Origin of the sequence: Candidatus Enterococcus murrayae, from assembly GCF_017315985.1 — a bacterium.
GTDB lineage: Bacteria > Bacillota > Bacilli > Lactobacillales > Enterococcaceae > Enterococcus_A > Enterococcus_A murrayae.
Genome location: NZ_JAFLVR010000041.1, coordinates 1 through 15,559, shown reverse-complemented (window position 1 = coordinate 15,559; position 15,559 = coordinate 1). Strand labels below are relative to the sequence as shown.

12 protein-coding genes are annotated in these 15,559 nt (G+C 39.8%); all 12 read left to right on the top strand.

Annotated elements, in window-relative coordinates:
• The first annotated feature begins 60 nt into the window (after positions 1–60).
• The 12 genes from mfd (at position 61) to lysS (ending at position 15,022) form a co-directional block, all read left to right on the top strand.
• Positions 61–3,573 carry a transcription-repair coupling factor gene (mfd, locus tag JZO85_RS16210; protein ID WP_207109558.1) on the top strand — a complete coding sequence of 1,171 codons (3,513 nt, stop codon included), beginning with the start codon at positions 61–63 and terminating at the stop codon, positions 3,571–3,573.
• Between the two features lie 39 nt (positions 3,574–3,612).
• On the top strand, positions 3,613–5,175 hold the full coding sequence (locus tag JZO85_RS16205; RefSeq protein ID WP_207109603.1) for a putative polysaccharide biosynthesis protein: 1,563 nt from the start codon (positions 3,613–3,615) through the stop codon (positions 5,173–5,175).
• A 3-nt stretch (positions 5,176–5,178) separates the two neighbouring features.
• Positions 5,179–5,448, top strand: coding sequence for an RNA-binding S4 domain-containing protein (locus tag JZO85_RS16200; RefSeq protein ID WP_088933631.1), 270 nt, complete (start codon positions 5,179–5,181; stop codon positions 5,446–5,448).
• Between the two features lie 74 nt (positions 5,449–5,522).
• Positions 5,523–5,957: an FtsB family cell division protein gene (locus tag JZO85_RS16195; RefSeq protein ID WP_207109557.1), complete on the top strand. Its 435-nt coding sequence runs from the start codon at positions 5,523–5,525 to the stop codon at positions 5,955–5,957.
• A 55-nt stretch (positions 5,958–6,012) separates the two neighbouring features.
• Complete coding sequence (locus tag JZO85_RS16190; RefSeq protein WP_207109556.1) at positions 6,013–6,456, top strand: S1 domain-containing RNA-binding protein; 444 nt, start codon at positions 6,013–6,015, stop codon at positions 6,454–6,456.
• A 155-nt stretch (positions 6,457–6,611) separates the two neighbouring features.
• Positions 6,612–7,946: a tRNA lysidine(34) synthetase TilS gene (gene tilS, locus JZO85_RS16185; RefSeq protein ID WP_207109555.1), complete on the top strand. Its 1,335-nt coding sequence runs from the start codon at positions 6,612–6,614 to the stop codon at positions 7,944–7,946.
• Positions 7,947–7,959: 13 nt separating this feature from the next.
• Positions 7,960–8,505: a hypoxanthine phosphoribosyltransferase gene (gene hpt, locus JZO85_RS16180; RefSeq protein ID WP_207109554.1), complete on the top strand. Its 546-nt coding sequence runs from the start codon at positions 7,960–7,962 to the stop codon at positions 8,503–8,505.
• Positions 8,506–8,601: 96 nt separating this feature from the next.
• Positions 8,602–10,668, top strand: coding sequence for an ATP-dependent zinc metalloprotease FtsH (gene ftsH / locus JZO85_RS16175; protein ID WP_207109553.1), 2,067 nt, complete (start codon positions 8,602–8,604; stop codon positions 10,666–10,668).
• 96 nt (positions 10,669–10,764) lie between these two features.
• Entirely contained in the window at positions 10,765–11,283 is a 519-nt protein-coding gene (locus JZO85_RS16170; protein WP_207109552.1) for a GNAT family N-acetyltransferase, read from the top strand.
• A gap of 260 nt (positions 11,284–11,543) precedes the next feature.
• Positions 11,544–12,428 carry an Hsp33 family molecular chaperone HslO gene (gene hslO, locus JZO85_RS16165; RefSeq protein WP_207109551.1) on the top strand — a complete coding sequence of 295 codons (885 nt, stop codon included), beginning with the start codon at positions 11,544–11,546 and terminating at the stop codon, positions 12,426–12,428.
• Positions 12,429–12,430: 2 nt separating this feature from the next.
• Positions 12,431–13,438 (top strand): tRNA dihydrouridine synthase DusB, encoded by a 1,008-nt coding sequence (gene dusB / locus JZO85_RS16160; RefSeq protein WP_207109550.1) that lies wholly within the window; start codon positions 12,431–12,433, stop codon positions 13,436–13,438.
• 120 nt (positions 13,439–13,558) lie between these two features.
• Positions 13,559–15,022, top strand: a complete 1,464-nt coding sequence (gene lysS, locus JZO85_RS16155) for a lysine--tRNA ligase (protein WP_207109602.1) — start codon at positions 13,559–13,561, stop codon at positions 15,020–15,022.
• The last annotated feature ends 537 nt before the right edge of the window (positions 15,023–15,559 follow it).

Below are 15,559 nucleotides of genomic sequence, written 5' to 3'. Positions count from 1 at the left end.
TTTTTATAAATAAGCTCGTTGAGTTTGGCAGTTTAAATGGAATATATAAGGAGCAAGAAAATGAACTTGATTGAATTTATAAATCAGCTGTCATTGGTTAAAGAATGGCAAAATAATTTAAATAAACAGGCGAAGCGACAATTGTTGATCGGACTTTCTGGTTCGGCGAAGGCTTTGGTAATGGCCGCCACACATCAGGTAAGTCAGAAACAGACGGTGGTCGTTGTGCCAAATCTCTACTATAGTAATCAATTAACTGATGAGCTGAGGAATATAGTTGACGATGTTCATCTGTTTCCAGTAGATGAGGTGCTTTCTGCAGAAATGGCCTTCGCGTCACCAGAAGCAAGAGCAGAGCGCGTGTCGACATTACAGGCATTATCTCAAGGAGAGAATGGCATTTATGTAGTGCCAGTGGCGGCATTGAGAAAATATTTACCAACGGCTAAAACGTGGAAAGAGAACCAGCTGCATTGGAAAATTGGCGGCGAGGTTGATTTAGAGAACTTGGCACAACGGTTAGTGTTGATGGGGTATGAACGTCAAACGATGGTCGGTAAACCGGGTGAATTTAGTATGCGTGGAAGTATTGTTGACATCTATCCATTGACGACAGAATACCCTGTTCGAGTGGAGCTTTTTGATGTAGAAATTGATTCACTGCGCTATTTTGAACCAGAAACCCAACGCTCAGTAGAAAATCTAAATGAAGTTTTTATTACACCAACTACAGATCTTGTATTCTCTGCAGAGGATCTGACTCAAGGTGCTCAGAAGGTGAATCATCTTTTGCAAAATCGCTTAGCGGTTACGAAAGAAAAAGAAGACTATAACTTTTTGAACGATTACTTTGGTCAATTGATCGCTTCCTGGGAAGACGGAATACCGACAGAGCACGCAAAATATTATACGGATCTATTATATGAAGAAAAAGTTTCGTTATTGGATCATTTTTCTAAAGATGCCTTACTGTTTGTAGATGATTATCCTCGTATGATGGAGACACATCGTGAAATGGAGCGGGAGGAAGCTGAGTGGCATACTCAAAAAATTGAAGAGCTGCGCGTTTTTTCTGAACAGAGCTTTAGCATGAATGCACATGAGCTGATTAAAAAGACTAAGCTTATTACAAGCTTTTTCTCACTATTTCAAAAAGGAATGGGAAACCTGCGCTTTGAAGCGATCCATAATTTCCAGTATCGTTCGATGCAACAGTTTTTTGGTCAAATGCCATTGCTAAAAACAGAAGTGGATCGTTGGCAAAAACAAGAGCAGACGGTTTTATTTCTTGTATCAGACCAAGAACGACAAGAAAAGTTGACTCAGGAGTTTCATGACGTAGATATCAAAGCAGTCCAAACGACACCTGATCGTTTATTAACTGGACAAACACAGATTGTTACGGGAGCTTTAACAAATGGATTTGAATTACCGCAGGATAAATTGGTTGTAGTGACAGAACGAGAGATTTTTCAAAAAGTCACTAAAAAACGTGCTCGCCGACAGACGATATCAAACGCAGAACGTCTGAAGAGCTACAATGAGTTAAAACCTGGGGATTATGTAGTTCATGCTAATCATGGGATCGGTAAATATATCGGGATGGAGACGATTGAAATTGATGGTGTCCATCAAGATTATATGTCGATCATGTACCAAAAAGACGATAAGCTGTTTATTCCCGTTACGCAATTAAACTTGATTCAAAAATATGTTTCTTCTGAAGCAAAGCCGCCGAAGATTAATAAACTGGGCGGCAGTGAATGGACCAAGACAAAGAGTAAGGTTTCGAAAAAAATTGAAGATATTGCAGATGATTTGATCGAGCTATACGCAAGACGCGAAGCAGAGCGTGGTTATGCATTTGGGCCAGATGATGAGTATCAAAAGGAGTTTGAGGATGCCTTTCCATATAGCGAAACAGATGATCAGCTGCGAAGTACTGCGGAAATCAAGCATGATATGGAAAAAACTCGTCCAATGGATCGTTTGTTAGTGGGGGATGTTGGTTTCGGTAAGACCGAAGTAGCATTGCGGGCGGCATTTAAAGCAATCAAAGAAAATAAGCAAGTTGCTTTTCTCGTACCAACGACTATCTTGGCGCAGCAGCACTATGATACGATGACGGAACGTTTCGAAAATTTCCCCGTAAATGTAGCCATGCTGAGTCGATTCCGTACAAAGAAACAGCAAAATGAAACAATTGAGCAGATTCGCACTGGGCAAGTTGATATTGTGGTAGGTACGCACCGTCTATTGTCGCAAGATTTACAGTTTGCAGACTTGGGATTATTAGTCATTGACGAAGAACAGCGTTTTGGTGTGAAGCATAAAGAGCGTTTAAAACAATTGCGTTCCCAAGTGGATGTGCTGACTTTAACAGCAACACCGATTCCCCGAACGTTGCATATGTCTATGTTAGGTGTGCGGGATCTGTCTGTGATTGAAACCCCGCCGGAAAATCGTTATCCAATTCAAACGTATGTGATGGAGACTAACCCAGGAGCGATTCGCGAAGCAATTGAGCGTGAGATGGCTCGTGGAGGACAGGCCTTTTACCTATATAATCGAGTAGAGACAATTGAACGAAAAGTCGAAGAACTGCAAATGTTGGTTCCCGACGCAAAAATAGGATTTGCACATGGACAGATGACGGAAGTTCAATTAGAAAATACATTGATGGACTTTATTGATGGGCAATTTGATATTTTGGTCACCACGACGATTATCGAAACGGGTGTAGACATACCTAATGTGAATACATTGTTTGTTGAAAATGCTGATTATATGGGCCTGTCAACTTTATATCAATTACGTGGACGGGTTGGACGAAGCAATCGGATCGCTTATGCTTATTTTATGTATGAGCCGCAAAAAATACTGAATGAAGTTAGTGAAAAACGTTTGCAGGCAATCAAAGATTTTACCGAATTGGGTTCCGGATTTAAAATAGCGATGCGAGATTTATCCATTCGTGGAGCAGGGAATCTTTTAGGTGCACAGCAACACGGTTTTATCGATGCAGTCGGTTTTGATATGTATTCACAAATGTTGTCTGAAGCAGTGGATCGCAAACAAGGGAAAAATACTCAAGTTGAACGAACTTCAGTAGAAATCAATTTAGGAATCGATGCGTATATTCCAGGAAACTATATTGAAGATGAACGACAAAAAATTGAGATTTATAAACGAATCCGCGAGTTAGAGAGTACGGAGATGCTGGATGAAGTAGAAGCTGATTTGGTAGATCGTTTCGGAGACTACCCTGATGAAGTAGCAAATCTATTAAATGTTGGACAAATCAAAATGGATGGTGATCGAGCGTTAGTCGAAAGCATTCAAAAACGCCAGCAACAGATTATTTTTACCTTAAGCAAGGTTGGAACGAAAGCCTATAAAGTTGAACAGCTTTTTGAGGCGTTGAGCGCTACGAAAATGAAAGCAACATTAGGTGTTGAAAAGGATAAAATGGTTATCAAATTGACAATCGCAAATAATATGGATGAGGCTGTTTGGCTACGAGAAATTAGTAAGTTTGTCCGTGCGATGCGAGAACAAAAGTACAAAGAATAGGCGGTGGAGGCACTGGCGAATAAAGAAATGCGGATCATGATGCAAGGAGCCTTCGTCTTGACTGCCGCGTCATTTGTAGCAAAATTACTAAGCGCTGTTTATCGAGTGCCGTATCAAAACTTCGCTGGTGATGAAGGATTTTATGTTTATCAACAGGTTTACCCGATTTATGGCATTGCTATGACTTTAGCTTTATCAGGCTTGCCCCAATTCATTTCCAAATATGTGGCAGAGCAAAAGAAACCACGGGAACAACGTCAAGCGTTGGAGGAACTATTTCCTTTGATCAGTGGTTTTGGATTGATTTTGTGGGCACTGTGCTTTTTCACAGCGCAACCATTAGCTAATTGGATGGGAGATGGTGAACTGGCACCATTAATTCGTGTAGTATCTTTCACCTTTGTAATTATGCCGTTTCTTTCAATTACAAGAGGAGAATTCCAAGGGAAATTACTAATGGTACCAACTGCGGTATCGCAAGTAGTTGAACAGCTGATTCGAGTAGCAGTAATTGTATTTGCTGCTTGGTCGTTTAAGCAATTCGGATGGAGTGTTTATCGCACGGGAACAGTAGCGATGTCAGGAGCCTTAGTTGGCGGCATCGTTGCGGTGATGGTTTTATGGTACTACCGTCGGAAAGTATTTGGTGCAAGTATCGTACGAAAGTTGCCTGACCTTGGCAACATTTCGTGGCCCTTAGGCAAACGTCTAGTACTTGAGGGCGGCCTGATGACGATTTATAGCGGATTGTTGATTTTGTTTCAACTAATTGACTCTTTTACCGTTAAAAAAGCGTTAGTTGATTTTGGTTTGAGTGAGCATGGAGCAAAGCTGGCCAAAGGGGTCTATGATCGCGGACAACCGTTAGTGCAGTTAGGTCTAGTAGTAGCCTTGGCAATGAGTTCAAGCTTCTTACCTCTATTGACACGCTATCTTGTGAGTCGTGATCGTAGGATGTTTATTAAAACCAGTCAAATCTTTTTACGTTTGACTTGTGGGATTGCAGCAGCAGCCTCGATTGGCTTGGCAATGTTGCTGCCTTATGTAAATTATGCATTATTCAAAGACTATAAAGGAAATGAGACGCTGGTTTTATTTGTGTTTGCTATTTTTTTTATGGCAATGGTGCAGGCTTATCAAAGCATTGCTCAAAGCCAAAATGAATATCGGAGCTCGTTACAAGCTGCCGGAGCTGGTTTGCTATTGAAAATAGTTGTTACCGGCGGATTGACAAAACATTTCGGGACGGTCGGTGCGAGTCTTTCAACTTTACTTGGTTTGATAACGGCCTTGTTCATTTTACATCTTTCTTGCGATCGTGAAACACGAACTTATGGTAGTCAACGTCATTTTATACGCAATCTACTCATTTGTTTAGCTGGCATGGTCGCCGTGTTATTATGTTATTATGGCGGTATCAGTATTGTTTTTGGAGTGGTCCAAAAAAGAAGTATTGCATTGCTAGTGGCAATTACAGGTGTATTCATTGGCGGAAGTGCCTTTTTGATTTTAGCTATTCAGTTGCGTTTATTAACAATTCGTGAATGGTTGATGCTGCCATTCGGTAGTAAATTATTGAGATTAAACTGGAAAAGAGGGTAATTTATGCGTTTAGACAAATTTTTAAAGATTTCACGGATCATCAAACGTCGGACAGTGGCGAAAGAAGTTGCTGATAAGGGACGGATTCAAGTGAATGGAAAATTAGCAAAATCTTCAACAGATGTGAAAGTTGGGGATCAATTGAGAATCCAATTTGGAAACAAAGTTCTAGAGGTCGCAGTAGAAGAGTTGCATGAATCTACAAAAAAAGACGATGCTGCGAAAATGTATCGTATCATTAGTGAGACTCGTGTGGAAAATAACGGGAATTAGGGATAATTCAAATAGACAATTATATCCTGAATTGATATAATAGTAAAGAATTTCATGGTAAGGAGCGAATAGGAATGAATGAAAACGAGACGCAGAAAATTGCTTCGTTAGATACGCCGTACGCAAAAGAGCAATATCGTAAATTTCAAAAGCAACATCGTCAGTTAATTTTTAAACGTCGTCGTTTAGCAGCACTTTTTGCTGTCGCAGCCTTTGTCGCAATTGTCATGGGAGTTCAAATCTTTAACGAGCAACGTCATTTGAGCGAACTAAATGATATTAAAGTCAAGACAGTCGCAGAATCTGCTAAGGTAGATGATCAGGTGGACAGTTTGAAACAAGACGTTAAATTGTTAAAAGATGATAACTATGTGGCGAAGTTGGCCCGTAGTCGTTTCTATTATTCAAAAGACGGCGAATTGGTTTTTGTTTTACCGGATTCAGCGAATACGCCTAGCAAAGATAAGCAATCTGCTGACGAAGTAGTAAAGTCCGAAACTGTCAAATAGGTTTAGAAGCAGTTTTAAAATAAATTGGAAAAAAATTAGGAGGAACATTTTTTTTATGTCAATCGAAGTAGGAGCTAAGCTGCAAGGAAAAGTATCAGGAATCACCAATTTTGGTGCCTTTATTGACTTGGGAGAGGGTAAAACGGGCTTAGTCCATATCAGTGAAATATCTAATGGTTTTGTCAAAGACATTCATGATGTTTTGACTGTTGGCGATGAAGTGACGGTAAAAGTAACTTCTGTGGGAGATGACGGAAAAGTCGGTCTTTCAATCCGTAAGGCCCAAGACCAGCCACAACCAGAAAAGAAACCTTTCAAACGTGAGTTTCGAGATAATAGTCGTCCGAAACCAGCTGCCAAAGGCAAACCCCAAACTAGCGGCAAACAAGACTTCGATTCATTGATGAGTTCCTTTTTAAAGGATAGCGATGATCGTTTGTCATCGATCAAACGTAATACCGAAGGAAAACGTGGAGGCCGTGGAGGTCGCCGTAGTTAAAAATAGAGAAGCTGAAATTCTTACAGGATTTCAGCTTTTTTTATCGAAATGAAATATAGGCTCAGTTCTTTATTTTTCAATACAGTAGTAATTATGTGCGAGGATGCTATTTTTTACTGAGAAAAGGACTAGTCACGAAGGGTAAGGAGTGTAACATGGAACGAGCATTTTTTCATGAGAATCCCGAGTTGATGACAGATCAGAAAATTTTACTGGCAGTTTCAACAGGTGTTGATTCAATGGTACTGTTACATTTGTTAGAGCAGCAGAACGCAGATATAGGTGTGATTCATGTAGATCATCAGCTGCGTCCAGAATCAAAGAAAGAAGCAGCTTTTTTGCGGGATTATTGCGAAAAGAAGCGTTTGCCGATGTATTCGAAGGTTTGGGAGCATCCTGCAAAAAGAAATATTGAGGCCGAAGCAAGACGGGTTCGCTATGATTTTTTTAAAGAAATCATGGAGCAAGAAAAATATGATTTTCTCTTGACTGCTCATCACGGCGATGATCAGCTAGAAACGCTATTAATGCGAATGGTTCGCGGCGGTTCTTTCGCAGGTCATAGCGGAATTGCTCGTCAGCAAGATTTTGGTCCAGGGATTTTGCTGCGCCCGCTGCTTTCGTTTTCGAAAGAAGAAATTTATTGTTACGCTAAAAAAGAACGATTGATCTATTTTGAAGATGCCACAAACGAAACGCAAGACTATTTTCGTAATCGCATTCGTAAGAATGTCGTCCCTGAACTAAAAAAGGAAAATCCACGAATACTAGTCCATGCTCAACAGTTTCATCAGCAGCTGACTTGGGCTAACCAGATGATTGAGCATATGCTAAAAGAAAATTTAAGAAATATCGAATTTGACGGACAGCGTTGGTCTTTTTTGTATGAAAATATGCCTGTTGAAGAGGGAGCTCGTTATTATTTTCTTTCTGCTTTCTTTCAGCAAATAGAAGAACAGACAAGCTTAGTGGCTTCTCAGCGACAGCTATTTTTGATCCTAGAGCAAATGGAACGTTCTGTTAGCCAATGGTCTATAGATATTGGAGAGAATTGGCAATTTATGCGAAGCTATCAACAATTCTACCTTAGCAAGAAAGAATCAATCAGTCGTGGGATATTTACTCTAGGGGAAAACGAGCAGATCGTGTTGTCCGATGGAGGGACAATCGCATTGAGAAGAAGTGATGTATATTCAGAAAATAATGGACTACATGTATCGTTACCGCTCTCAGTGAAATTGCCTCTAACAATTCGACGAAGATCCGCAGGGGATCGGATTCGATTGACAAAAACGTTATTTAAACGAATCAATCGTTATTTTATCGACAAGAAAATTCCAACTGATCAACGAGATCAAGCATGGGTAGTGGAAGATTCTGCGGGAGAAATAGTAGCGCTTTTACCTTTTGTTAATTCCTATTTGAGTATTACAACTGAAACTGATAGAATACACTACATACTTGACTATACGCTTCAAGTAGCGAAATGAAAGGAGTTTCTACATGCTAGCAAAAGATATTGAAAAAGTATTGATTACTAGAGAAGATATTCAAAAACGTTGCGTTGAGTTAGGCGCACAATTAACTACAGATTATACCGATAAAAATCCTTTGGTGGTTGGTATTTTAAAAGGAGCCGTACCTTTTATGGCCGATATCGTTCGTGAGATTGACGCACAGCTTGAACTGGATTTTATGGATGTATCAAGTTATGGCAATCAAACTGTTTCTTCAGGTGAAGTAAAGATTATTAAGGACCTAGATACGAATGTTGAAGGACGTGATCTATTAATTGTGGAAGATATCATTGATAGTGGCCGTACATTGGGTTATTTAGTCGATTTATTTAAATACCGTAAAGCCAAATCAGTGAAGATCGTCACATTGTTAGACAAACCAGAAGGACGTGTAGTAGATATTCACGCTGACTATGTTGGGTTTGATGTACCGAATGAGTTCGTGGTCGGTTATGGGCTAGATTATGCGGAAGCGTATCGCAACCTGCCATACGTAGGTGTATTGAAGCCAGAAATTTATCAATCAAATTAGTGACCGAAAAAATCACAGTATGATATACTTAAAAGGTCAAAATTGATAAAACTTTTTTAACAAGCTAATAAGCTAACAAGCGCGAGGAGGACGCAGATGAACAAAAACAATAAGGGAGTAAAAAATGCTCTCTATTATATTCTCGTCATCTTGGCTATGGTCATGGTTGTTTATTTCCTTTTTGGAGATAACAAATCAGCTTCGCCAGATATCGAGTATTCAACCTTTACAGAACAGATGCAAGCAGGCAAAATTAAGAACGTCAAGATCCGACCTGCTGGTGGCGTATATAAGATCACCGGTGAGTATAAGGAAAAACAAGAGGTTTCAAATTCTGGCGGCTTAAGCATCATCGGTGGTACCGAATCAAAAACCACTAACTTTTCAACAATTGTTTTGCCAAATGATTCGACATTGAGTCAAGTAACTGACTTAGCAAAGGATAATAAGGTAAAGACAACAGTTGAAGAGGAATCAAGCAGCGGTATGTGGGTTACTTTACTAGTAAGCTTCCTACCAATCTTGATTATGATTTTCTTCTTCTATATGATGCTAGGACAACAAGGCGGCGGTGGCGGCGGTAATGGCCGTGTTATGAATTTTGGTAAATCGAAAGCCAAAGAAGCTGACAAAAAAGCCAACCGTGTACGCTTCTCTGATGTTGCCGGAGCAGAAGAAGAAAAACAAGAACTAGTCGAAGTAGTAGAATTCCTAAAAGATCCGCGCCGCTTTGTAGAATTAGGTGCTCGGATTCCTGCAGGTGTTTTATTAGAGGGACCTCCGGGAACAGGTAAAACTTTATTAGCGAAAGCTGTAGCTGGTGAGGCAGGAGTGCCTTTCTACTCAATCTCTGGTTCGGATTTCGTGGAAATGTTCGTTGGGGTCGGAGCCTCTCGTGTACGCGACCTATTCGAAACAGCTAAGAAAAATGCACCGGCGATTATCTTTATCGATGAAATCGATGCTGTCGGTCGTCAACGTGGTGCCGGCATGGGCGGAGGCCACGATGAACGTGAACAAACCCTGAACCAATTGCTAGTTGAAATGGATGGATTTGATGGTAATGAAGGTGTTATCGTCATTGCCGCAACGAACCGATCAGATGTTTTGGACCCAGCGTTATTAAGACCAGGTCGTTTTGACCGTCAAATTTTAGTTGGTCGCCCAGATGTTAAAGGTCGTGAAGCGATTCTTAAAGTTCATGCTCGTAATAAACCGTTGGCAGATGACGTTGATTTGAAAGTTGTTGCTCAACAAACACCAGGGTTCGCTGGTGCTGATTTGGAAAATGTCTTGAACGAGGCAGCGTTGGTTGCTGCTCGTCGGAACAAGAAAAAAATTGATGCTTCTGACGTGGATGAAGCTGAAGATCGCGTAATTGCGGGACCTGCTAAGAAAGATCGTGTCATCAGCAAGCGTGAACGTGAAATGGTTGCTTATCATGAAGCGGGACACACTATCATCGGAATGGTCTTGAACCGTGCTCGTATTGTCCATAAAGTAACAATTATTCCTCGAGGACGTGCCGGTGGATACATGATTGCTTTACCAAAAGAAGACCAAATGTTGATGTCTAAAGAGGACATGTTTGAACAAATCGTTGGTTTGCTAGGTGGGCGTACCGCTGAAGAAATCGTCTTTAATGCTCAAACGACTGGTGCATCAAATGACTTTGAACAAGCAACTTCATTGGCTCGTAGTATGGTTACTGAATACGGGATGAGTGATAAGCTTGGTCCAGTGCAATACGAAGGGAATCATCAAGTCTTTGTTGGTCGCGACTATGGTCAAACAAAAGCATACTCTGAACAAGTGGCTTTTGAGATCGATGAAGAAGTTCGCAGTATCTTGATGCAAGCTCATGAAAAAGCACGTGAGATCATTGAAACTCACCGTGAACAACATAAGTTGATTGCTGAAAAATTATTGGAATTTGAAACCTTGGATGCTAAGGCAATCAAGTCGTTGTTTGAAACAGGTAAAATGCCAGAAGGTAAAGATAGTCTTTATCCTAGTGAAAAAGCTCAAGCGCAAACTTTTGAAGAAGCAAAACGTGCTTTGGAAGAAAAAGATGCTGAGAAGCAAGCAGAGGATAAAGCGCCTGAACATAAAGACTCAGACGATAAAATTGAACCTGATGACACAAACGATAATCAAGAATAAAAATAAAACGGTATGTCCTTGGAGACATGCCGTTTATTTTATCTTTTTATATTAGCTGACAGAGAATGATCCTAGTCAGCCTAAAGAGGGGTAAAGATGGAAGGAAAAATTAGATTATGTACATTGGAAGATTTAACAAAATTACGGGAAATTAGTATAGAAACCTTTAGTGATACTTTTGCATTGGATAATAATCCAGCTGATTTGCAAGAGTACTTGTCAAATGCTTACGGGTTAGATGAATTAGAAAAGGAAATGCAGAATCCTGAATCGCGCTTCTTCTTTGTCTATTTGACAGATGAGTTAGCTGGATACTTAAAATTGAATACTGGAATCGCGCAAACGGAAACATTAGCTAAGAATGGATTAGAAGTTGAGCGAATTTATATTCGTAAATCTTTCAAGCGTCATGGATTAGGTCGGCAATTAATAGATTATGCTTTGGAACTGGCTTGTAAAGAAAGACGCGATAGCATATGGCTAGGTGTGTGGGAAAAGAATGTGAATGCTTTGCGATTCTATCGAACATTTGGTTTTGAAAAAGTTGGTGCACATGATTTTACTGTCGGAAAAGATAAGCAAACTGATTTGATTATGATGAAGCCCCTTCTTTAATTGGTGAAGCGACTATCACAAGCTAGAGTATTAACGAAGAATAAAAGCGTGCCATGGTGTTCAAGAGCTTTTTGTGGAAATACATAAATTTTTACTAGCAGTATAGTTTTTAATAAGCTGGGATTGGCTTGCTTGTTCTCTACTAGCTATACGGGGACGTTTATTAAGCTTTTCTATGAAGCTTATACAGAGAAGTTGAAAAAAGTTGGAACACCTAGTATGATGCAATCACGAGTAAATTAGAAATAAGGAGCAGGTAGATGAATGATTATTTAGTAAAAGCCTTAGCCTATGAGGGCTTTGTCCGCGCGTATGCGATAAATGCAACAGAAACAGTAGCAGAGGCACAACGACGTCACGATACATGGAACACGTCCTCTGCGGCTTTAGGTAGGACGATGATTGGAGCCTTGATGTTAGGAGCTACTCTAAAAGGCGAAGATAAAATGACTGTGAAAATAGAGGGAAACGGACCTGCTGGGGCTATTGTAGTCGATAGTAATGGTAAAGGTGAGGTAAAAGGCTACATCAAAAACCCTCATATCAGTCTGCCCTTAAATGAGATTGGAAAAATCGATGTACGTGGTGCGGTCGGTACAGAAGGTATGTTTACCGTTATTAAGGATCTGGGACTAAAAGAACCATTTTCTGGTCAAACTCCGATCGTCTCAGGAGAAATCGGCGAGGATTTTACTTATTATTTAGCTGTATCAGAACAAATACCATCTGCAGTTGGTGTGTCTGTCTTAGTTGATACAGATGATTCTATCAAAACAGCTGGTGGCTTTATGATTCAGATTATGCCAGGAGCCAGTGATGAGATTATTGATCAAATCGAAGAACGGCTAAAAGGAACAGCTCGTATTTCCACACTATTAGATGAAGGTAAGACACCAGAAGAAATTCTGCAAAATTTGTTAGGTATTGATAATGTAGAATTTTTAGAAACGATGCCAGTCGGCTTCAAATGCGATTGTTCAAAAGAAAAATTTGCTTCAGCTATCATTACGTTGGGAGCAGAACAAATTCAAGAATTGATTGATCAAGACCACGGTGCAGAAGCAGTCTGTGCCTTTTGCAACAATAAATATGAGTATAGTGAAGCTGACTTATATGATTTGAAACAAGAAATTTTGGGGGAATAATAGTGAAGCCGTTAAATGGTACATGGAGAATTGGCGATGTTGAAGTACCGAATCGAGTTGTTGTAGCACCGATGGCAGGCATCACGAATGCTGCATTTCGTGTGACAGTGAAAGAATTTGGGGCTGGATTAGTTGTTTGTGAGATGATCAGTGACCAAGGAATCCATTTTAGAAATAAAAAGACACTGGAAATGCTGTATATCGATAAACGCGAACACCCATTGAGTGTCCAAATTTTCGGAGGTAATAAGGATTCGTTAGTGGAGGCCGCACAATTTGTTCAAGCAAATACAGAAGCTGATATTATTGATATCAATATGGGGTGTCCGGTAAACAAAGTCATCAAAGCTGAGGCTGGAGCAAAATGGTTGTTGGATCCAAACAAAGTTTATGAAATGGTCGATGCCGTCTCTTCAGCAGTGGATATCCCAGTTACTGTCAAAATGAGGATCGGTTGGGATGATCAGCATATATTGGCTGTAGAAAATGCTTTGGCAGCTGAAAATGCAGGTGCTTCAGCCATTGCAATGCATGGTAGGACGCGCATTCAAATGTATGAAGGCCAAGCAAATTGGGAGATTTTGAAGGAAGTAGCAGATAAGATTACTATTCCATTTATGGGGAATGGCGATGTTCGCACACCGGAAGATGCTAAACGTATGATTGAAGAAGTTGGTGTCGATGCTGTAATGATCGGTCGGGCCGCACTAGGAAATCCGTGGATGATCCATCGAACACAGCATTACTTGGAGACAGGCGAGCTGATCTCAGAACCCAGTGCTGGAGAAAAGATTGAAACAGCTAAGTTGCATTTAGAGCGTTTGATTAATCTAAAGGGTGAAAAAATCGCTTGTCGTGAATTTCGCCAACATGCCAGCTACTATCTAAAAGGCATCCCTCGTGCAGCAAAAGCTAAGGTCGCAATCAATCAGACGGAAAAGAAACAAGCCATTTTAGATATTTTAGATCAACTTGCAGAAAAGACTGAATTAAGAGAGAAAATTAGCTAATATTCAAGCCGAATGAGGAATTCGGCTTGATTTTTTGCCTATTCATTGGCATTATAAGTAAGAGTAATTACATACTGAGGAGGAACATTCGTGACTGAGGAACAAACAAATTTGACAGAAATGAACGACCAGATGCGTGTTCGCCGCGAAAAAATGGAACACCTTCGTGAAGAAGGAATCGATCCGTTCGGCGCACGTTTTGAACGTACAACAAATTCAAAAGAGCTGCATGAAACATATGATGCTAATACTAAAGAAGAGCTTCTTGACAAACAATTAACTGCAAGTGTAGCTGGTCGTATGATGACTAAGCGTGGAAAAGGAAAAGTTGGTTTTGCCCATCTACTAGATCGTGAAGGGCAAATTCAGATTTATGTCCGAAAAGATGAAGTCGGAGAAGAACCTTATGCTATTTTTAAAAAGGGAGACTTAGGTGATTTCTTTGGTGTAACAGGAGAAATAATGAAGACGGATACTGGTGAAGTATCAATTAAAGCAAAAGAGATTACTCTCCTTTCAAAAGCATTACGTCCGTTACCAGAAAAATATCATGGCTTGACGAATGTTGAACAACGCTATCGCCAACGCTACTTGGATTTGATTAGTAATCGCGAAAGTTTCGACCGTTTTACTAAACGCAGTCAAATTATCAGTCAAATTCGCCGTTATTTAGATGGATTAGGGTATATCGAAGTAGAAACGCCTGTCTTACACAATGAAGCTGGAGGTGCGACTGCACGGCCGTTTATTACACATCATAATGCGTTAGATATGGATTTGTATTTGCGTATTGCTCTTGAATTACATTTGAAACGCCTAATCGTTGGCGGAATGGAAAAGGTCTACGAAATTGGACGAGTGTTCCGTAATGAAGGGATTGACACTACTCATAATCCAGAATTTACTATGATGGAAGTCTATACTGCGTATCAAGACTTTTTAGATGTTATGAATTTAACAGAAGGAATTATTCGTGATGTAGCGCAGAATGTTCTTGGCGAGACGACTCTTTCTTATGATGGGCAAACGATTGATTTAGGCTCTGAGTTTAGGCGTGTCCATATGGTAGATGCTATCAAAGAACAGACTGGTGTAGATTTCTGGCCAGAAATGACTATCGAAGAAGCGCGGTCATTAGCAAAAGAGCATAACGTTGAAATTAAAGAGACAATGGAAATTGGACATATTATTAATGAATTCTTTGAGACGTTTGTTGAAGAAACACTTGAACAGCCAACCTTTGTTTTTGGACATCCTGTGGAGGTATCGCCGCTTGCGAAGAAAAATAGCGAAGATGGAAGATTTACCGATCGTTTTGAACTATTTATCGTAGGGCGCGAATTTGCTAATGCTTTCACTGAGTTGAATGATCCAATTGATCAAAGACAACGATTTGAGGCACAGGAAAAAGAACGCGAGCAAGGAAATGATGAGGCGCATGGTGTAGATGAAGACTTTTTGGAAGCTCTAGAATATGGGATGCCGCCAACTGGTGGATTAGGTATTGGAATTGATCGTCTTGTAATGTTGCTAACAGATGTTCAGTCAATCCGTGATGTTTTACTGTTTCCAACGATGCGTTAAAATTAAAAAAACTAGTAAAAAAAGATGTTCAGCTTGGCTGGATGTCTTTTTTACTAGGGTTTAAACAAATTATTAGAAAATGATGTCAGCCGCCAGAACAAAAAACGATTGAGTCGTTTGTGAAAAGGTAATTTTCATTCAGCTTTCATGTTATTTACGAACATTTACATGGAGGATAAAGAACAATGGTCAGTAATGGGAAAAACTTCAAAAAACTCTCTATTTTTGATTGACCAGACAAGATAATGTTGGTATATTATTTTATGTTCCAAAGCGAGCAAACATTGCTCAAAAAAACTTAAAAATTGTTATTGACAGATAGCTGATTTTCAGTTATTCTATCAAAGTCGCATGAAACAAGGTTAATAACTTCTTCGAAAAAAACTTCAAAAAAGTTATTGACATCAACTTGGCAATCTGTTATGATTTAAAAGTTGCTGAAACAAAGCGACGAACAATGTAGACCTTTGAAAACTGAACGAATAAAACAAACCAAATGTGTAGGGCGTTTCTATTTAAATAGAAACAAACAACATA